The following is an 18,045-nucleotide window of genomic DNA, read 5'->3' as shown; positions in this document are numbered from 1 at the left end:
GCGGGAATAGCTCAGTTGGTAGAGCACGACCTTGCCAAGGTCGGGGTCGCGAGTTCGAGTCTCGTTTCCCGCTCCAAATTCAAAAAAACGCCGCTCATTTGAGCGGCGTTTTTTTATGCGCGTAGAAAACTCATTTTAGTCATTCGATGGAGCTGACAAGGATCTGCCTTAATATTTAAGGGAGATCTCGGATACTTCCTGAAAAACTTAAGACAGAACGCTCAGGAAGATTAATAACTCATTCCTAAAGAAATGCACTTCTCCTAACCTCTCCAGTACCCACCCTGGAGATGCATTTATGCTGATTTTCATTAAATCGATGGTCATTGGGTTGTGCATTGCAGCCCCTGTAGGACCGATTGGGCTGCTGTGCATACAGAGAAGCCTCATGCTTGGATGGAGAGCGGGTTTCGCGACTGGATTGGGCGCGGCCACAGCCGACTCGATCTATGGATTCATCGGTGCCCTGGGCATCACGGCCATCATTGCGACGCTCATCAGCTTCAAACCCTGGTTGTGTATTTTTGGCGGACTGTTCCTCGCCTACATCGGTTATCAAACCATACGATCGAAGGGCGGCACGACGGCCATGGCGGGCGAGCGTGCCAACATCTTCAAAGCCTACTCGACCACGTTGTTCCTGACGCTGTCCAACCCCATGACGATCTTGTCGTTTATCGCGATATTTGCCGCATTGAGTGACGGCATGGCCAGCGATCAAGGCAACCGGTACTCCGTGCTGGCGATGGTGACCGGGATATTCCTCGGCTCGGCGGCCTGGTGGTTGGGGTTGAGCGGGTTCTCCTCCATCTTCAAGGCGCGGATCGCCCAATCAAAGTTGAGATTGATCAACTATCTGTCGGGGGCAACCATCACGGTTCTGGGGGCCTATCAGGTGGCTACTGGCGTTATGTTGGCCACGGGCGCCTGATAAGGCTCACTTCTCGCGAAGCGATGCGTGAGCCTGTCCCCTTGCACGACGTGCTATTGCAGCCTGAACTCGACGTAGCGTCTGAAGCTGTCTATCGCTTGGGTGATTTGCGAGGTTGTGGCATTGCTGAATGACAGCCTGACCTGGCCAGCGGCTTCATTCGTCAGCGAAAACAAGGTGGTGGGAAACACAATCACCTTGAACTGCTCGGCGCATTCGCGCATTTCGCAATAGCCAAAGACGAACGGCAACTGCACGTTGATAAAGAAACCGCCTGCCGGTTGATTCCAGTTGACGGCCCTTCGGGCGTCGGCCCCGAGTGGAAACGCCCGCTCAAGGCATTCCAGCATGTGGTTTCTTTTCTTTGCGTAGGACAACGCCCGGGGCTGGTTCAGACCTTTCAGCGAGTAGTGGTTTTCCAGCAACAAGCCGGCAACGACCGCCTGGCACAGTGCGGGAGTATTAACCGTGATCAGGCTTTTGGCCTTGCACAACCGGGGGCCGAAGGGCATGACTCCCGTGCCCTCCGGAGCAACCACATAACCCATGCGCAAGCCCGGAAAAATCGACTTGGCGAAAGACCCCAGCAAGAACACCCGGCTGCTGTCGATGGCCTTCATGGACGCAATGTCCTCACCTTCGTATCGGAAGTAGCGGTAGGCCGTGTCCTCGAGGATGAAGAAGTTTTTTTCATGGGCCAGGGACAACATCGTCTTCCGGTCGTGATAGGAAAGGCTGTCGGCCGTCGGGTTGCTGAAGTCTGGAATCGCATAGACGGCTCTGGTTTTTTCGCCTTTGGATTCCAGTGCTTCGATGATCTTGCGCAAGGCGACCGGGTCGAGAAAGTCCGCCATGGGGACCGGGACTGTCTTGATGCCCAGCAGTTTCGCAATCCCGGTTATTCCGCAAAACACCGGGTCAGGCACCAATAAAACGCCGCTGCCTTCAAAAATCGACAGCAGCGCCAAGGTACACGCTTCTTGAAACCCCATGCACACCACGACACTTTCCGGGTTGCAAACGTGTACTTCTTCGTCCATCTGCAAATGGGTGGCGATTATTTCATTGATGATCCCCGAGGTTTTTCCGTATTGGCAAAGCAGCGTCTCCAGCGAATGTCCTGTGTTGGCGATGTGCTGCCTGTAGCGGGCCAGGCCCAGGTCGATGAGCGCGGGATCACAGTGTTCATCGTCGGGTCGACCGGACGCGAGTGAAAGAGCCTGCGGATTTTCTTGAGCGATGGAGTTCAGAAGGTGGATGACGTTCAGGGTAGGGTCTTCGAATATGGTGTTTTCAACTGCGCTGGACACTTTCGTTTCTCCATAAAAAAGCAACGAGCCCGAGAAGGCCCGTTACTTGTGATCAACACCACACAGGCCACTAGGCTGGGTCGAGTGAGCGTTCTTGATCGGCCACGCTCTCCATGGCTTCGAAGGCCTGCAGCAAGTCCTGCTTGAGGTCTTCCAGGTCCTCCAGGCCAAAGCACAATCGAACCAGGCCTTTTTCGATGCCCATGTCGGATTTTTCCTGGTCGGTCATCGAGGCATGGCTGCCGCTGAAGGGCTGGGCAACCATCGATGTCACACAGGCCATCCCGGTGCCTGTGCCAAACCACTTGAGTGCGCGGGTGAACGTTTTGTAGAAGGGAACCAGCTCGGGCCGGATATCGACAAACACGATGCCGCCGTATCCGGTCAATTGCTTGCCATCGATTCGGGGGTAATAGACATGCTCGATAAAAGGCAGCTCGTGCAGATAGTCGAGCATGCTCGATGTTGTCTGGCTGTGTTTTTCCATGCGCAGGTTGAAGGTTTGCATGCTTCTGCGAAGCAGCCATGCGCTATTGGGCGTCAATATCGTGCCTGAATAAAAACGGCCTTCGAGGAGACGCTTATAAATCCCTTCATCATTGACAAGTACCAGGCCGCCCATCACATCGCTGTGCCCGGAGAAGTACTTGGTGGCGCTGTACAGGGAAATGTCGGCGCCAAAATTCAACGGTTTCTGGAATATCGGCGTGGCCCAGGTGTTGTCGACCACCACCAGGGCCTGCGGGTTGTTTTGCTTGACCGCCCGGCTGACCGCGTGAATATCGATGTCTTTGAGGAAAGGGTTGGTCGGTGTTTCGAAAATGACCATGTCGACGTGCGCCGGCAAGGTCTTCAACCCCTCTTGTGTCGTGAGATCCAGGATCGTCAGGTGTGCGCCGATACGGGCCGCATACCGCTGGAACAATTTATAGGAGCAGCCGTAGATGTACTTGTTGATAACCAGCGAAGCACCCGGTTTCAATAGTTCCAGCACCATGTAGATGGCGCTCATCCCGGTACTGTAGGCGAGGGCATACTCGCTGCCCTCCAGCGCCGCGACAACCTGTTCCAGTTCCGTCACATTGGGGTTGGCCTTCCTTGAGTAGAAGAACGCCGAGTCAGCGCTGAAAGCGCTGCACTGATAAATAGGCGTTACCGAAGGGTGAGCATCCCGGTCATCCACCTTGATATGAAGTATTTCAGTGGACACGTTCATGCTTGGTTGACCATTTTGATGATCTGTTCGTACATGTTCTGCTTACCCTCGTAACCAATGGTTGGGGTGATGTCATTTTGCGAAATGCCAATCTCTTCAATCGACTCCGTCGGGAAGTGAGCCCTGTCGAACACTTCGTGAAGATTGGAGTTCACCCCTTTGGGGAGCCAGACCTCAGGACCTGTTTCATCGATGCGTGCCTTGGCAATAATGAATCGATAGCTTTCGTGTGGGCGCAATGTCAGTGACTTCCAGTCGCTGTTGTGCCCGTCCGTGTAGTTGCGGCGCAGATAAACGGTCTGTTCGAAGTCTTCGGTATTGAGCACCTGGGCGTGCAGCGAAACGATATCCCCGTGCCACTCGAAACTGCGTTTTTCGTAAGCGCTCACGGCATCTTCTTGCGGCTCGACGAGGGTCTTCGCTGCGTGTTCGCCCAGTAATTTGAAATGCGCATCCTGCCCGCATTGAGAGCAGCACCCCTTGCTGTCCAGTCCGATGATTTCAGCGTTCAAGCCATAACGGGTGACGAGCAGGGCGTTGCAGTTATTGCAGCTGGTATTGGTTCCCTCGACGTCGTTCACATTGCCCAGGTAGACATGCTCGACCCCCATGCTGTGGGCGATGTCCCGAGCCTTGAGAAGCCTGTCCACAGGCGTGCGGACGCTGTTGCTCATTTTGTAGTCGGGGTGGAACCTGACGAAGTGCAGTGGCACATTCGGCCCCAGTTCATCCAGTACCCATTGGCTGATTTTCCTGGCTGTTTCTTCGTCGTCGCTGATGTCGGTCACCATCAAGGTGCTGACCTCGACATATTTGCCGGCGTCATACACTTTCTTGATACCGGCCAGTACCGGCTCGACCCAGCCTGTCGTGACCTTGCGGTAGTACTCCGGGGAAATGGACTTGAGCGAAATCGAGAAAATATCGATGACCGGCAATAATTCATCAATGGCTTCTTCACTGATGAAGAACGCCGATTTATAAAGATTGATCAACCCCGCTTCCTTGGCCAGTTTTGCCGTGTCGAGGATGAATTCATGCCAGACAACGGGATCGTTATATGTCCAGGAAAGAACCCGGATCCCGTGCTTTAGTGCAGTTTCCACCACTTGCTCTGGGGTGTAGTAGTACACATCCTTGTCGGTCACGTACTTGGCTTGTGATGTCTTCCAATTGTGGCAGTAACCGCAATTGAGCATGCAACCGATATTGCCCAGGGAGAGGATTCGCTCGCCAGGGGCGAAGTGGAAAACAGCTTCGGTTTCGATGGTTTCTTCAGTGCTGTGGACACCTTTGCCATAGTTCAATGTAACGAGTCGCCCACCGCGGTTTCCGCGAACTTTGCAAAAGCCTACCTTGCCCTCTTGTATGACACAGTTACGTGGAGAAAGATGACACTTGACGGCGCCCCCGGGAAGTATTTCTTCCAGTTTTGCCGGGCTGCTTTCCAAGGTCCAGTTCTTATTGTTTGTAGTGCCCATCTTTCACTCCTCATCACGGAAGTTATAGGTGAATTACATTGGTTGGAAAAATCGAGGCGAAACAATCCCGCTGCCTGGAGTGGCAGATATATTGTTTTTTATTAGTAGGCGGATGAGACGCGAGTCAATCCATAATTCTTGAGTGAAAAGCGCCTGGCATTCATATCCATGAACGGTTGAATAAGCGGGCCGATTACCAGCAGGAAGGCCAGCGTACCCACGCCGAACGGGCCTCCGAGGAGCCAACCGCTCGAAAAGATGCCGATTTCAATGAGCATTTTGGCTCTGGTGAATGACCAGTTCCATTTGGAAACCATGGTCAGGACCACCAGATCCATGATCCGGATTCCAATACCGCTCATGATGATCAAGGCGGACGAGTAGGCACACAGCATCAGGCCCGTCGCCAATAACGTGTACCCATTCATTCTGGCGATCAAATACTCGCCGAGCCCCAGCCATGACCAGAGATCAATCAACAAACCTGTCAGTGTTGTTGTAACGAAAGGGCTGATGGGTGGGTATTTTTTGTTCCAGAGCATCCACCATGTCAGGAAGAACAGTGACACGATAGCCGAACAAACGCCCATGCCGAGCATAAGTATGTTATTGATCGAGATGATCAAGACATCTAATGGGTCAGTGCCTAGTTGACTGATGATGAAACACTTGGCTCCGAGCGAAAACAAACCGACGCCCGTCAGGTACATCAGGATCTGGTCTCTCTTGAAGCGACGAAGATCTAGTACTTGCGTGCCAATATACTGGAGGAGCGGGTGCGACCATTTTTCATGCTTTATCTTTTCATCTTCCATGCGAACACCATCCCTGGAGAGAATTGTTTTTATTATGCGGTGCGTCACGCTGAAGAGCAGGGCTATTGCTTGCCCGGATTTTGTTCCGGCTGTTCAGGCGGGGAATAGACTAGCGCGCTGCTTTATTTTGGTGCATGCTTTTTTTAATGAAAACCGCGAGCTTTTCATTAAAATTTAAATGTTTAACCGGGGAAAACGCACATGGATCGTATAGACGTCAAAATCCTGGGTAAGGTACAGGACTGTGGCCGCATTTCTATTACGGAGCTTTCCAGGCACGCGGGGCTTTCTATTCCTGCCACCAATGACAGGTTACGTAAACTTGAAGATTCCGGCGTCATCAAGGGGTATAGCGCGCAATTGGACCCTACCAAGCTGGGGTACGGCATTTCGGCTGTCGTCGGCATCACCACCCTCAAACCGGCAAAAGCCAAATTGATCGCGACACTCACCGACATCCCTGAAGTCGTGGAGTGCCTGCACATCACCGGAAACGACTCCTACCTGATCCGGATCTATGCCCGATCCATGGCTGATATCGAGGACGTCATTGCCAAGATCAACGCCTATGGCGAGACGCGTACCAGCGTTGTCTTGTCCGTCCCCATCGAGAGAAGAAATCTCGCCCCGTGAGCCAGGGCTTCGCGCAGTGATTCCCGTGCTTTGCCGAACAAGCACCGCTCAGCCTTCAAGGCTGTGCACCAGGTTCTCAAGCGCTTCCAGGGTCGTATCGTCCTGGGGCGCTTGCGTGGGGCTTGCACTGCGCATCTGGTACGCCAGGCGGTATTCGCTGGGGGTGCAGTTGGCGTACTGCTTGAAGGCACGGGCGAAGTAGGACGGGTCCTTGAAACCGGCTTCGTAGCCGATGCTGGTAATGGGCATCTGGCTGTTGTCGAGTAGATCCTTGGCAAAACTCATGCGTTTGTTCAGCACGTAGTCGGTGAAACCCAGCCCGTTGGCTTCCTTGAACACCCGGCTGAAACGAAACGTCGTCATGCCACAGCGCTTGGCCAGGTCGCGCTGGTCGATGCTTTCGCGAAAATGCTGGTCGATGTACAGCATGATGTGGGCGAGGGCCTGGTGCTTCTGGTGTCCGGCGGTCAGACGGATGCTGTCCGGCAGGGTCGGGGAGTGGTCGATCTGCGAGCCCTTGCCCCGGCCCTGGGTATTGCGGCGCAATTCGCACAATTGCACGACGGCCGCGAGGTAGCGCTTGCGTTCGGTGGCGGACAGGGGCAGCACCATGTATTCCCAGACGCTGGAGCGCATGGCCCATACCGCCAGTTCTTCGGAGTGTTGCACCGTGAACATGGTGATGGGAATGGTCGGGACGGCACGCTTGATCTCCAGCAGACGCCGCAGGCCCAGGGTGTCCGGACGATCGAAATGGATACAGATCATGTCGACCCGTTCCGGGTTGGGCAGCAGGGTGCCTTTTGCCTGCGTGCAATCGCAGGCTTGCTCGAATTGGGTGATGAGTTCCTGGGTGGAGCGATCCTGGGTCAGATCGAACCACAACAACCTTGGCCTGTTGGTCAGAGTCGACGTCATGTGCCTACTACTCAGCGGTTCTTCCTGCCCTTTGCATTGCAGTATTGCCAATGTGCTATCAGTTCGCTGAATAAATTTTTATAAGAAAACGCTCCGTTAGCGCCAAGTCCTTCAAACGCGCAAGTGCGAATTATTGCCATCTGCCCCAGCTGCCCAGGTTCGCAGCTCCTGCAAAAAAATCCTAGCGATGTGCAAAATCCTCCTAACGACCATCACCGCCTCCTGACTAGGGTTGCATCAGGCAGTTCGCAATGTAACTGCTTCCTGAAAAAACAACCCCGATGAGGTGTGCGAAATGACTCTTCAAACAATCAAGACTTCGCTGCTGAAGTTCGCCAAAGATGAAGACGGCCTGACCATTGTGGAATACGCCGTGGCCGGTGGGTTGATCACAGTGGCGGTTGCCGCGATGTTCGTGCTGTTGGGCGGCGCCGTGAACACCCGGATCACGGCACTTTGCGCCGCGGTCAAAGGGGCTGCCTGCTAACCGCCGTTCGTGCAGGGGAATGTAATGAAGCCCATCGAGGCGTCAGTTTTAACAACAAGACTGCGAACTTCTTAATGGGCGTCATGTTGTTCTTTCCCCACTCGGTTTTCTCCCGTCGATGCGAGGTAAATATCATGACACTTCAAACAATCAGAACTTCGATCAGTAAGTTCGTTAAAGATGAAGATGGCCTGACCATTGTGGAGTACGCAGTGGCCGGCGGGCTGATTACGGTGGCGGTTGCCGCGATGTTCACCCTGTTGGGTGGCGCCGTGAACGACAGGATCACAGCGCTGTGTGCCGCGGTTAAAGGTGCTGCCTGCTAACAATAATCACAATAAGAATAAGGGAGACGCATCATGTCCATGGAATTGCTAGTGTCGACGATCATACTGCTGGGACTGCTGGGTGTAGCGGTGGTGAGCGACCTGCTTCGCCACCGCATCCCCAACCTGCTGGTCCTGCTGGGCCTGACCCTGGGTTTGATCAGTCAGGCTTATATCGGCGGAATCAGCGGATTGGGCGACAGCCTGCTGGGTATGTTGATCTGTTTCGCGCTGTTCCTGCCCATGTACGCAGTGGGTGGCATGGCGGCCGGCGACGTCAAGCTGATGACCATGGTCGGCAGTTTCCTGCCCTTTCACTACGCCCTGTGGGCGGCGCTGTTCAGCCTGATTGCCGGCGGCGTGTGCGGTTTCCTGATCGTCCTGGCCCGCGGCCAGTTGCTCCAGACCCTCGAACGCTACTGGCTGATCGTGCGGGCCCAGGCTTACCTGGCGCCTTCTGCCGATGAAGTGGCCGGCAAGCCTTTTCCTTATTCGATCGCAATCCTGATCGGTACCCTGAACAGCGTCTACTGGCAGTTGGTTGCCGGTGGATGGGGAGTCTAGTCATGCACGTCATCAACGATAGTGATGCCTACCCCAGCGAGCGGGAAGCGGTGCAACGCCTGGCGCCCCAGCCGTGCACCATCCGGGACACCGGGCTGACCGACAGCTTTCTCGGCGAACTGGTGTGCAAGCATCTGCACGATGCCGGTGTGCTGGACATGCCGCGGCTGGTGGAGCGCCTGGCCCTGACCGGCGCCGTGCTGGAAGAAGTCCTGGCCTTCCTGCGCAAGGACGGTCGCGTCGAAGTGTTGGGCCAGATCAGTCAAGCGGGCGCGCAGGCCCTGCGTTATGGCCTGACCGAGCGCGGCCGCAGTTTCGCCCGCGACGCCCTGGCCCGTAGCGGCTACATCGGCGCGGCGCCGTTTCCGGTGAGTACCTATCGCTCCCTGATCAAGATCCAGACCATTCACCACGGTCGCATCACCGCTGTCGACATGCAGCGCGCACTGGCCGGCATGGTGCTGAGCCAAGGGATGCTCGATCAACTGGGCGTAGCGTTGAATTCCGGGCGGGCGATCATGATCTACGGCCCGGCGGGCACCGGCAAGACGTACGTCAGCAGTCGGCTGATCCGTCTGTTCGCCGAGGCCATCTGGGTGCCCTATGCCATTGTCATCAACGAGTCGGTGATCGAGATCTACGACCCGCAGGTGCATCAGCGCCTGGATGACAGCAGCCAGGTGAACAACCTGATGCTCAACGAAGGCATCGACCGTCGGCTGCTGTGCTGCAAGCGCCCCATTGTCATCACCGGTGGCGAGTTGAGCATGGAACAGTTGGACGTCCGCTACGACCCGTTCACCCGTCAATACCAGGCCGCCCTGCAACTCAAGGCCAGCAATGGCCTGTTCATCATCGACGACATGGGCCGCCAGCGCATGGCGCCGGCCGAGTTGCTCAATCGCTGGATCGTGCCCATGGAAGAGAAGCGCGACTTCATCAACCTGGGCGGTGGCCGGCATTGTGAGCTGCCGTTCGACCTGGTCCTGGTGTTCTCCACCAACCTCAACCCCCTGGAATTGGCCGACGAGGCCTTCCTGCGGCGCATTGGCTACAAGGTGCAGTTCGGCTACCTCAAGCCCGAGGAGTACGAGCGCATCTGGCGCCAGGAATGCGAGCGCCTGGGGATCCCTTACGACCCGCTGTTGGTGCGCTATGTACTGCAGCGCTTGTATGCGGGCGAAGGCATGCCACTGGTGCCTTGCCATCCGCGTGACCTGTTGAACATGGCGCTCGACCGCCAACGTTACCTGGGCGGTTCCGGGCCCCTGGCGACGCAAGAGGTTGAATGGGCCTGGCACAACTACTTCGTTCAGCTCGACTTCCTTTGATCTGGAGATACCGACATGAGCTCTCGTACGCTTCCGCTGATAGGCGTTTCCCTGGTAATGGGCCTTGGTGCTGCATGGATGGCCGATTCCTGGTTGAGCGCGCGACTCAATGCCACGCCCGATGACCACTTGCGCAGTGTGGTGGTGGCCACGGTGGAGATCCCCTTCGGGCAGATGGTCGAGGCCCAGCAGGTCACGACCGTGCGCATGCCCATGGACTCCATTCCCGACGATGCCTTCAATTCGAGCGAACAGGCGGTGGGCAAGATCGCCACATTCGACATCCTGCGCGGCGACATCGTGCGGGGCGCGCGCCTGAGCGAACACTTGGGCGGCAGCACCCTGGCTTCGTTGATTGCACCCGACAAGCGCGCCATCGCCGTAAGGGTGGACGATGTGGTCGGTGTGGGCGGCTTCCTGTTGCCGGGCAACCGGGTCGATGTCCTGGCGACCAAGACCACCAGTGCCGGCAGTAACAGCGCCGTTTCCCGGACCATTCTCGAAAACCTGCGGGTGCTGGCGGTGGACCAGACGGCGGGCACCGACAAGACCCAACCGGTGGTGGTGCGCGCCGTGACCCTGGAAATGTCGGCCGCTGAAGCCGAGACCCTGGTGACCGCGCAGACCGAAGGCAAGCTGCAACTGGCCTTGCGCAACCCGCTGAACGTGGAGAAAAAAGCCGTGGCCGTCGCGCCGCCGGCTCCAGCTCCGGTCATGGCGGTGGCGGCGGCTCCGATGCCAAAGCCTGTGGTGATGCGCAGCGCCAAGCCCCAGGGCGGGACCATCACGCTGATCCGCGGGGTGGAAAGCAGCGTCATCAATGTCCGCTGAATAGCACACCGATGCCAGGCCCTACCGGCCGTGGCGATGCCGATCCTCAAACGTAGTAGATGAGGGCTCGATGATGAATTCCAGTATCCGGCAGACCTTCGCGCTGCCTCGACGCCAAGGAGGGGCGGTGAGTGTACTGATGGTGATCGCGCTGGTGGCGATTTCCATGATGGCCGCGCTGGCACTGGACGGCGGCCACCTGTTGCTGAACAAGACCCGCCTGCAGAACGCGGTGGACGCCGCAGCCCTGAGCGGTGCCAAGACCCTGAGCCAGGTGAGTGGCGGCATCAACATGGCCAGCACCACCCGTGCGGCGGCCCTGGATACGCTGAACAAAAATGCCCAGGCCTTGGGCAACACCGAACTGTCGACCGCAGTGGCTGGCAATCCGGGGGCGTTTGCCGCGGTGGAGCTGTCCAGCAGCGTCTACGGCCCGTTCTCCTATCCAGGCCCCGCGGACGCCAAGTACGTGCGGGTGTCGGTGTCCAGTTATCAACTCAACGGTTTCTTCTGGAGTTTCGTCCAGTCGATAGGCAGCGGCCTGGGCGCCAAGGCCGTGGCGGCGATGGCCACCGCGGGCCCCAGCCCCACTATGCCCTGTGACTTGGCGCCGTTGATGGTCTGTGGCGATCCCGCCCAATACGATCCGGCGGCCGGTAACTTCTGGAGCTACCACTTTGGCGACCTGGTGGTCTTGAAGACGGCGGCGGGCAATGCCTCGCCGATCGGCCCGGGCAACTTCCAACTGCTCGATTTCGGCTCCGGCGGCAGCTCGGTCCGTCAAGACCTGGCCGGTGGCGGTTCGGTCTGCCGCAGCGTCGGGGATAACGTCCAGACCTCGCCGGGTAATACCGTCGGCCCGGCCTCCCAAGGCTTGAATACGCGCTTTGGCATCTATAACGGTCCGGTCAGTGCGTCCGACTACCCTCCGGACCTGGTCACCACCTCAAGTACGCCAGCCATGACCTACAACAATACGCTCGGGCAAGCGCAGTACAAGGGCAACCCCATTACGTCGAGCAGCGGCAATCTGTCGGCGGGCGGCGAGGCGTTACCGGACTACAACGATTGGCGCACCCAGGTCGCGGCCTGTGTGGCGGGAAGCGGCAGTGGTTGCCAGAGCAATGGGGTGTTCGAGCGCCGGATGATGAAAATCGTGGTGGGCAACTGCACGGGCAAGCAGGGCGGCACGAGCTCAATTCCTGTCCTGGGATTTGGCTGCTACTTCATCGTGCAGCCAATGAACAGCGGTGGTACCCAATCGCAGATTTTTGGCCAGTTCGTCCGGGAGTGCGAGGGCGATGGCGTCCCGGGCCCTACACCGTCCAGCGATGCAGGCCCGCAGATCATCCAGCTCTATAAGACCTATATCAACGGCAGCGGCAACCCAAGCACCGATTCCTAGGAGGCGTCATGAGACTGGCACCGTTCCAATCACCCAAGTCCCAGCGAGGCGTGGCCCTGGTGGAGTTCACCCTGGTGGCACCGGTGCTGCTGTTGTTGCTGCTGGCCTTCGGTGAGTTCGGCCGCATGCTCTACCAGTACAACGTGCTCTTGCAGGCCAGCCGCGATGCCGACCGCTTCGTCGCCAGCCAGGCGTGGAACGCGACCCTGGGCACTGTCACTTTGAGCAGCGCGTTGCAGACCCAGACGAAAAACGTCGCGGTGTACGGCGTGCCCAGCGCCACCGGCAGCGCCGTGATATCCGGGTTGACCACGGCCAATGTGCAGGTCGCCGCGGTGGGCTCCGATCATGTGAGCGTCACCATCAGCTACACCTTCTGCCCGGTGATTGGTGCGAGCAGTTGCAGCGGGTCGATCCCCGGCTTTTTCGGCAGCGCCATTCCGTTGGGTGTCCAGTTGGTGGCGACCACTGTCATGAGGGTTCTGTGATGAACAGCAAGCACATGCGCGGTACCTACATCGTGGAGTTTTCCTTCGTCGGGCTGCTGGTGTTCATCCTGCTGTTCGGCGTGCTGGAAATGGGCCGGCTGTACTTCACCGCCAACGCGCTGGATGAAGCGGCGCGGCGCGGGGCGCGGCTGGCGGCGGTGTGCAACATCAGCGATCCGGTGGTGTTGCGCCGGGCCATCTTCAACGCCGCCACGGATGCAGGCACCAGCCAGCTGATCAGCAACCTGGCCACCTCGAACCTGGTATTGACCTACCTGGATGTCAACGGCGCGGTGGTGGCGAACCCCGCCGACACGTCCGGCCCTACAGGGTTTCGCGCCATCCGTTATGTCCAGTTGAGCGTACAGAGCTTCGTTTTCAACCTGTTCATTCCCGGGTTTGGCGTGCCCATCACGTTGCCGGCCTTCAAGGCAACCCTGCCACGCGAAAGCCTTGGACGTCATTCTGATTCAGGGGAGATCACACCATGCTGAATACTCGGGAAACTCCGCTTTCGACCGTCGCCGGCAAGACCGGGTTGCGGTTGCTGATCAGCAGCCGCGATGCTGCCTCCCTGCGCGACCTGCAATGCGTCTGCCAGCGCATGCCTTGCCTGGAAGTGAGTACGCGCCTGGTCAGTAATGGTCACGTCGACCCGCTCTACGGCCTGGAGCGCATGCCGGACCTGCTGCTGTTGCGGGTCAGCCACTTGTGGCGCGAAGAACTGGCTGCGCTGTTGCAACGTCCCGCCCATGAGCGTCCACCGCTGTTGGTGTGCGGCCTTGTCGGTGAGCAGGAAGGCATGCGCCTGGCGATGCAGGCCGGTGCCCGTGACGTGCTGCCCGACCCCGTTGCCGAGAAAGAACTGGTTGGCGCCCTCAATCGCCTGGTCGCGGATGTCCGTCTTGGCAGCGGCGCCGAAGGCAAGCTGATCGCGGTGATCGGCGCCAAGGGCGGCTCCGGCGGCACCCTGGTGGCCTGCAACCTGGCCCAGCAGCTCAGTGCCCGGGCAGGCAATACCCTGCTGCTGGACATGGACCTGCAGTTTGGCAGCGTGACCCATTACCTGGATGTCCCGCAGTCCCATAGCCACCTGGAAGTGATGCAGCAGATCGAAGACCTGGACAGCATCGCGCTGCGCGGCTTCTGCAGTCACTTCAGCCCGACCCTGCACGTGCTCGGCGGTCGGGCCGGCGAGCTGTGCCTGCCCCAGGATGCCCAGCCCGAACAACTCGATGCCTTGTTGCAACTGGCCCGTGCCAGCTATGACTGGGTGGTGGTCGACCTGCCACGGCAAATCGACCACCTCACCGGTTCCGTGCTGGAGCAGGTGGACCGGGTGTACGTGGTGGTGCAACAGAGCGTCAGCCATCTGCGCGACGCCAGCGCCCTGGTGCGCATCCTGCGTGAAGACCTGGGTGTGCGCGGCGACCAGTTGCAGATTGTGGTCAATCGCTACGACAAATCTGCCGCGATCAGCCTCAAGGACATCGGTGAGGCCTTGCGTTGCACGAACCTCTTGAAATTACCCAATGACTTCAACCTGGTCAGCCAGAGTCAGAACACTGGCGTGCCGTTGGGGCTGCATGCGCCGAAGGCAGCGATCACCGCCGCCTTGCGCGATCTGACCGAGGACCTGGTCGGTCACCAGATGGGCTCGAACAAGGGCCTGTTCAAACGCGCCTTCAACCGTTTCTTCGGGGGATGACCCATGATCAGCGACTTTCGTAACCGCTTGCGCAAACAGTCCGGCAAACCTGGCGCCCCAGTGACTTCCCTGCACGGCGACAGCCTGTCGGAGTCGACGGACGAACTGATGGCCTGGGAACACACGGCCCCGGACGTGCTCTACGAAACCCGCAGCCAGGTCACCCCGGTGGAGGCCGAGTGGCGGGAAAAAATCTACCAGCAACTGCTCAAGGTCATGGACCTGTCATTGCTCGATGCCCTTGAACAGGTCGAGGCCTCGCGGCAGATCCGCGATATCTGCCAGCGCCTGCTCGATGAGCATTCGGCGCCGGTGAGCTCCGCCAGCCGCCAGTTGATCATCAAGCAGATCACCGACGAGGTGCTGGGCCTGGGCCCGCTGGAACCGTTGCTGGCCGATCACAGTGTGTCCGATATCCTGGTCAACGGCTTTGCCTCGGTCTACGTCGAGCGCTTCGGCAAGCTGCAACGCACCGACGTACGCTTTCGCGATGACCAGCACCTGCTGAACATCATCGACCGCATCGTTTCCAGCCTGGGGCGACGCATCGATGAGTCCTCGCCCCTGGTGGACGCCCGGCTCAAGGACGGTTCGCGGGTCAACGCGATCATCCCGCCGCTGGCCATCGACGGCCCGAGCGTGTCGATCCGTCGCTTCGCGGTGGACCTGCTCAACACCGAGAGCCTGATCCAGGTCGGCACCATGACCCCGGCCATCGCCTTGCTGCTCAAGGCCATCGTGCGCGGGCGCCTGAACGTGTTGATTTCCGGCGGGACCGGCAGCGGCAAGACCACCATGCTCAACGTGCTGTCGAGCTTCATTCCCCATAACGAACGCATCGTCACCATCGAAGACTCGGCGGAGCTGCAACTGCAACAGCCCCACGTGGTCCGCCTGGAAACCCGGCCGTCGAACATCGAAGGGCGCGGCGAGGTGAGCCAGCGCGAGTTGGTGCGCAACAGCCTGCGGATGCGCCCGGATCGCATCGTCATCGGCGAGGTGCGCGGCGCCGAAGCGCTGGACATGCTCACGGCCATGAACACCGGTCACGACGGTTCGCTGACCACGATTCACGCCAACACCGCCCGCGACGCTTTAGGAAGAGTCGAGAACATGGTGTCGATGACCGGCGCGACATTTCCGATCAAGGCCATGCGTCAACAAATTGCCTCGGCCATCGACGTGGTCATTCAGTTGGAGCGTCAAGAAGACGGCAAGCGGCGGGTGGTGAGCATTCAGGAGATCAACGGGATGGAAGGAGAAGTGATCACCATGACCGAAATTTTCGCCTTCGTCCGCCAGGGCATCGGCGAACACGGCGAGGTACTTGGCGAGTATCGGCCCAGCGGCATGATCCCGGCCTTCCGTGATGTGATGGCCAAGCGCGGGATCGAGTTGCCGCTGACGATGTTCCGCCCTGAATGGATGGAGGGTCGGCAGTCATGAGCCATATCCCTGGTGAGTTCATCCTGATTTTCCTCGGCATGGTGTTCATCGCCGTGTTCCTCTTGTCCCAGGGCGTGGTGGTGCCGGTGTTCGGCGAGGCCGGCAAGATGCGCAAACGCATCCGCGGGCGGTTGCATGTGCTGGAGAAAGCCAACCATTTGCCCAATATGCAGACCGTGTTGCGGCAGAAATACCTGACGCGCCTCTCGCCACTTGAAGCCAGGCTTGAGCAACTGCCGTTCATGGCCAGCCTTACCCAATTGATCGAGCAGTCTGGCCATGAATACCGGGCCTATCGGGTGGTGGTGCTCGGTTTGGTGATGGGGGTAGCAGCCGGCACGATGGTGATGACGATCTCGGCGCTGTGGTGGGTGGCGCTGTTGGTGGCGTTTGCGGTGGCCTGGGTGCCGGTGCTCAAGATCGTACGCGATCGCAGCAAGCGCTTCGCCGCCTTCGAGGCAGGTCTGCCCGATGCCTTGGACGCCATGTGCCGGGCCCTGCGGGCGGGGCACCCGTTCAACGAAACCCTGCGCCTGGTCGCCGATGAGCACAAGGGACCGGTCGCCCAGGAATTCGGCCTGACCTTCGCCGACATCAACTACGGCAACGACGTGCGCCGGGCCATGCTCGGCCTGTTGGAACGCATGCCGAGCATGACGGTGATGATGCTGGTGACCTCGATCCTGATCCACCGCGAGACCGGCGGCAACCTGACCGAAGTGCTGGAGCGCCTGAGCCGACTGATTCGCGGGCGCTTCCGCTTCCAGCGCAAGATCAAGACATTGTCGGCGGAAGGACGCATGTCGGCTTGGGTGCTGGTGGCCATTCCCTTCGTGCTGGCGATCGCCATTGTGGTCACCAGCCCCAGCTACCTGCCGGTACTGCTCAACGACCCCATCGGCCACAAACTGATCATCGGCGCCTTCTGCGCGATGCTGGTCGGAATTTTCTGGATCCGCAAAATCATTCGGATCCAGGTCTAAACGCTGTTCTGCCGCGAGGTATCGGTCATGGATTATTTGCTCGGGTTGTTCAGTCGGTTCACCGGAAACGAGGAGGCGGCTCGCCTGATGTTCACTGCGGTGGTCGGTCTCAGCGCGATGCTGGCGGTTGTCGCCGTGCTGATGCTGGTGCTGGGCCTCCAGGACCCGGTGCAGCGACGCCTGGCGTTGATCAAGCGGGGGCATTCGGGCCACGGGGCGGCGGCGCAGGAAATGCCCGGCAACCTGCAACTGTTGCTGGAGCGGGTCGGTCAGCGCTTTGCCTCCAGCGACCTGGCCCGGACCTCCGCCACCCAGACGTTGCTGACCCATGCCGGCTACCGCTCCGTTTCTGCGGTGCAGGTCTACTGGGCGGTGCGCCTGATGGTGCCGTTGATGCTATTGGCTATCGCGGTGTTGCTGTTGCCGTTGATCAAGGTCGACCCCATCATCAGTGGGCTGGGTGTGGTCGTGGCGGTCGGTATCGGATGGCTGTTGCCGGCGCTTTATGTCGGCAAACGCAAGCAAATGCGCCAAGGTCGGCTGCGTGCCGCGTTTCCCGATGCGCTGGACTTGATGGTGGTGTGCGTCGAATCGGGCCTGGCCTTGCCCACGACCATCGAGCGGGTGGCTGAGGAAATGGCGGTGAGCCAGGTCGAGCTGGCCGAAGAACTGGCCTTGGTCAACGCGCAGATCCGGGCGGGCATTACCAGCACCGAGGCCCTGCGCCAACTCGCCATGCGCACCGGCTTGGAAGACATCCAGGGGCTGGTCAGCCTGCTGGCCCAGAGCATTCGCTTCGGCACCAGCGTGGCCGATACCCTGCGGATCTACGCCGACGAATTCCGCGACCGGCGCACCCAGGCTGCCGAGGAAATGGGCGCGAAAATCGGCACCAAGCTGATCTTCCCGCTGATCTTCTGCCTGTGGCCGAGCTTCTTCCTGGTCGCCATCGGCCCGGCGATGATTGGTGTGTTCAGGGCCTTCGGGAATATGTAGGAAGGCCTACAGCCCACGTACCCCGCAAACCTGTGGGAGCAAAGTTTGCTCGCGATAGCGGTCCGACAGTCAATGAAGATATTGATTGGGCGCCCGCCATCGCGAGCAAGCTTTGCTCCCACAGGTTTTTGTGGGGGAGCATAGACATTGTGAGCAGCACATATCCTCTGTGGGGG

General features: G+C 59.0%; 19 protein-coding genes and 1 tRNA gene. 15 read left to right on the top strand and 5 right to left on the bottom strand.

All coding sequences use genetic code 11. From position 1 onward, the window contains the following. Together N4Q37_RS27395 and N4Q37_RS27390 are read left to right on the top strand one after the other, a co-directional pair. Positions 1-76: transfer RNA gene (locus N4Q37_RS27395), tRNA-Gly, on the top strand. Between the two features lie 222 nt (positions 77-298). Continuing rightward, positions 299-931: a LysE family translocator gene (locus N4Q37_RS27390; RefSeq protein ID WP_260963315.1), complete on the top strand. Its 633-nt coding sequence runs from the start codon at positions 299-301 to the stop codon at positions 929-931. 53 nt (positions 932-984) lie between these two features. Here the strand turns inward: N4Q37_RS27390 and N4Q37_RS27385 are convergent, their stop codons facing one another. The 4 genes from N4Q37_RS27385 to N4Q37_RS27370 form a co-directional block, all read right to left on the bottom strand. After that, a complete protein-coding gene (locus tag N4Q37_RS27385) occupies positions 985-2,241 on the bottom strand; it encodes an aminotransferase-like domain-containing protein (protein ID WP_260963314.1) in 1,257 nt (418 codons plus the stop codon). Between the two features lie 70 nt (positions 2,242-2,311). Continuing rightward, positions 2,312-3,457, bottom strand: coding sequence for a trans-sulfuration enzyme family protein (locus N4Q37_RS27380; RefSeq protein WP_260963313.1), 1,146 nt, complete (start codon positions 3,455-3,457; stop codon positions 2,312-2,314). Then, positions 3,454-4,938 carry an AmmeMemoRadiSam system radical SAM enzyme gene (gene amrS / locus N4Q37_RS27375; protein WP_260963312.1) on the bottom strand — a complete coding sequence of 495 codons (1,485 nt, stop codon included), beginning with the start codon at positions 4,936-4,938 and terminating at the stop codon, positions 3,454-3,456. Before amrS ends, N4Q37_RS27380 begins: the two co-directional genes overlap by 4 nt. Positions 4,939-5,039: 101 nt before the next feature. Beyond that, positions 5,040-5,753 (bottom strand): YczE/YyaS/YitT family protein, encoded by a 714-nt coding sequence (locus N4Q37_RS27370; protein WP_260963311.1) that lies wholly within the window; start codon positions 5,751-5,753, stop codon positions 5,040-5,042. 201 nt (positions 5,754-5,954) lie between these two features. Here N4Q37_RS27370 and N4Q37_RS27365 point away from each other — a divergent pair, with 201 nt between their 5' ends. After that, on the top strand, positions 5,955-6,386 hold the full coding sequence (locus N4Q37_RS27365) for an Lrp/AsnC family transcriptional regulator (protein ID WP_260963310.1): 432 nt from the start codon (positions 5,955-5,957) through the stop codon (positions 6,384-6,386). Between the two features lie 48 nt (positions 6,387-6,434). On the opposite strand, the gene N4Q37_RS27360 is transcribed toward N4Q37_RS27365, so the two are convergent. Then, positions 6,435-7,304 carry an AraC family transcriptional regulator gene (locus N4Q37_RS27360; protein ID WP_260963309.1) on the bottom strand — a complete coding sequence of 290 codons (870 nt, stop codon included), beginning with the start codon at positions 7,302-7,304 and terminating at the stop codon, positions 6,435-6,437. A 295-nt stretch (positions 7,305-7,599) separates the two neighbouring features. On the opposite strand from N4Q37_RS27360, the gene N4Q37_RS27355 reads away from it, so the two are divergent. From N4Q37_RS27355 to N4Q37_RS27300, 12 genes are all read left to right on the top strand, one after another. Next, positions 7,600-7,791 carry a Flp family type IVb pilin gene (locus N4Q37_RS27355; protein ID WP_260963308.1) on the top strand — a complete coding sequence of 64 codons (192 nt, stop codon included), beginning with the start codon at positions 7,600-7,602 and terminating at the stop codon, positions 7,789-7,791. A gap of 134 nt (positions 7,792-7,925) precedes the next feature. Beyond that, on the top strand, positions 7,926-8,117 hold the full coding sequence (locus N4Q37_RS27350; protein ID WP_260963307.1) for a Flp family type IVb pilin: 192 nt from the start codon (positions 7,926-7,928) through the stop codon (positions 8,115-8,117). Between the two features lie 33 nt (positions 8,118-8,150). After that, positions 8,151-8,681, top strand: coding sequence for an A24 family peptidase (locus N4Q37_RS27345; RefSeq protein WP_260963306.1), 531 nt, complete (start codon positions 8,151-8,153; stop codon positions 8,679-8,681). Between the two features lie 2 nt (positions 8,682-8,683). Beyond that, positions 8,684-10,012, top strand: a complete 1,329-nt coding sequence (locus tag N4Q37_RS27340) for an AAA family ATPase (protein WP_260963305.1) — start codon at positions 8,684-8,686, stop codon at positions 10,010-10,012. A 15-nt stretch (positions 10,013-10,027) separates the two neighbouring features. After that, positions 10,028-10,843: a Flp pilus assembly protein CpaB gene (gene cpaB / locus N4Q37_RS27335; protein WP_260963304.1), complete on the top strand. Its 816-nt coding sequence runs from the start codon at positions 10,028-10,030 to the stop codon at positions 10,841-10,843. A gap of 70 nt (positions 10,844-10,913) precedes the next feature. Next, a complete protein-coding gene (locus N4Q37_RS27330) occupies positions 10,914-12,248 on the top strand; it encodes a TadE/TadG family type IV pilus assembly protein (protein WP_260963303.1) in 1,335 nt (444 codons plus the stop codon). 8 nt (positions 12,249-12,256) lie between these two features. Beyond that, the gene (locus N4Q37_RS27325; protein WP_260963302.1) at positions 12,257-12,736 is read left to right on the top strand and encodes a TadE/TadG family type IV pilus assembly protein; all 480 of its coding nucleotides are present in this window, start codon (positions 12,257-12,259) and stop codon (positions 12,734-12,736) included. Next, the gene (locus N4Q37_RS27320; RefSeq protein WP_260963301.1) at positions 12,736-13,230 is read left to right on the top strand and encodes a TadE family protein; all 495 of its coding nucleotides are present in this window, start codon (positions 12,736-12,738) and stop codon (positions 13,228-13,230) included. The genes N4Q37_RS27325 and N4Q37_RS27320 overlap by 1 nt, the downstream gene beginning before the upstream one ends. Then, the gene (locus N4Q37_RS27315) at positions 13,224-14,444 is read left to right on the top strand and encodes an AAA family ATPase (RefSeq protein WP_260963300.1); all 1,221 of its coding nucleotides are present in this window, start codon (positions 13,224-13,226) and stop codon (positions 14,442-14,444) included. Before N4Q37_RS27320 ends, N4Q37_RS27315 begins: the two co-directional genes overlap by 7 nt. Positions 14,445-14,447: 3 nt before the next feature. Further along, on the top strand, positions 14,448-15,890 hold the full coding sequence (locus N4Q37_RS27310) for a CpaF family protein (RefSeq protein ID WP_260963299.1): 1,443 nt from the start codon (positions 14,448-14,450) through the stop codon (positions 15,888-15,890). Continuing rightward, positions 15,887-16,873 carry a type II secretion system F family protein gene (locus tag N4Q37_RS27305; protein ID WP_260963298.1) on the top strand — a complete coding sequence of 329 codons (987 nt, stop codon included), beginning with the start codon at positions 15,887-15,889 and terminating at the stop codon, positions 16,871-16,873. The genes N4Q37_RS27310 and N4Q37_RS27305 overlap by 4 nt, the downstream gene beginning before the upstream one ends. Before the next feature lie 27 nt (positions 16,874-16,900). Then, positions 16,901-17,869: a type II secretion system F family protein gene (locus tag N4Q37_RS27300; RefSeq protein ID WP_260963297.1), complete on the top strand. Its 969-nt coding sequence runs from the start codon at positions 16,901-16,903 to the stop codon at positions 17,867-17,869. The last annotated feature ends 176 nt before the right edge of the window (positions 17,870-18,045 follow it).

Origin of the sequence: Pseudomonas citri (assembly GCF_025336485.1) — a bacterium.
Taxonomy (GTDB): domain Bacteria; phylum Pseudomonadota; class Gammaproteobacteria; order Pseudomonadales; family Pseudomonadaceae; genus Aquipseudomonas; species Aquipseudomonas citri.
The sequence above is the reverse complement of the archived record's forward strand: the minus strand, read 5'-3'. Positions and strand labels throughout refer to the sequence as shown.

Excerpts from the sequence above, each read along its gene's own strand:
- N4Q37_RS27305 (WP_260963298.1), top strand. The coding sequence starts at position 15,887 with ATGAGCCATATCCCTGGTGAGTTCATCCTGATTTTCCTCGGCATGGTG.
- N4Q37_RS27325 (WP_260963302.1), top strand. The coding sequence starts at position 12,257 with ATGAGACTGGCACCGTTCCAATCACCCAAGTCCCAGCGAGGCGTGGCC.
- N4Q37_RS27310 (WP_260963299.1), top strand. The coding sequence starts at position 14,448 with ATGATCAGCGACTTTCGTAACCGCTTGCGCAAACAGTCCGGCAAACCT.
- N4Q37_RS27390 (WP_260963315.1), top strand. The coding sequence starts at position 299 with ATGCTGATTTTCATTAAATCGATGGTCATTGGGTTGTGCATTGCAGCC.
- N4Q37_RS27320 (WP_260963301.1), top strand. The coding sequence starts at position 12,736 with ATGAACAGCAAGCACATGCGCGGTACCTACATCGTGGAGTTTTCCTTC.
- N4Q37_RS27350 (WP_260963307.1), top strand. The coding sequence starts at position 7,926 with ATGACACTTCAAACAATCAGAACTTCGATCAGTAAGTTCGTTAAAGAT.
- N4Q37_RS27330 (WP_260963303.1), top strand. The coding sequence starts at position 10,914 with ATGATGAATTCCAGTATCCGGCAGACCTTCGCGCTGCCTCGACGCCAA.
- N4Q37_RS27345 (WP_260963306.1), top strand. The coding sequence starts at position 8,151 with ATGTCCATGGAATTGCTAGTGTCGACGATCATACTGCTGGGACTGCTG.
- N4Q37_RS27370 (WP_260963311.1), bottom strand. The coding sequence starts at position 5,753 with ATGGAAGATGAAAAGATAAAGCATGAAAAATGGTCGCACCCGCTCCTC.
- N4Q37_RS27380 (WP_260963313.1), bottom strand. The coding sequence starts at position 3,457 with ATGAACGTGTCCACTGAAATACTTCATATCAAGGTGGATGACCGGGAT.
- amrS (WP_260963312.1), bottom strand. The coding sequence starts at position 4,938 with ATGGGCACTACAAACAATAAGAACTGGACCTTGGAAAGCAGCCCGGCA.
- N4Q37_RS27365 (WP_260963310.1), top strand. The coding sequence starts at position 5,955 with ATGGATCGTATAGACGTCAAAATCCTGGGTAAGGTACAGGACTGTGGC.
- N4Q37_RS27300 (WP_260963297.1), top strand. The coding sequence starts at position 16,901 with ATGGATTATTTGCTCGGGTTGTTCAGTCGGTTCACCGGAAACGAGGAG.
- N4Q37_RS27340 (WP_260963305.1), top strand. The coding sequence starts at position 8,684 with ATGCACGTCATCAACGATAGTGATGCCTACCCCAGCGAGCGGGAAGCG.
- N4Q37_RS27315 (WP_260963300.1), top strand. The coding sequence starts at position 13,224 with ATGCTGAATACTCGGGAAACTCCGCTTTCGACCGTCGCCGGCAAGACC.
- cpaB (WP_260963304.1), top strand. The coding sequence starts at position 10,028 with ATGAGCTCTCGTACGCTTCCGCTGATAGGCGTTTCCCTGGTAATGGGC.
- N4Q37_RS27355 (WP_260963308.1), top strand. The coding sequence starts at position 7,600 with ATGACTCTTCAAACAATCAAGACTTCGCTGCTGAAGTTCGCCAAAGAT.
- N4Q37_RS27360 (WP_260963309.1), bottom strand. The coding sequence starts at position 7,304 with ATGACGTCGACTCTGACCAACAGGCCAAGGTTGTTGTGGTTCGATCTG.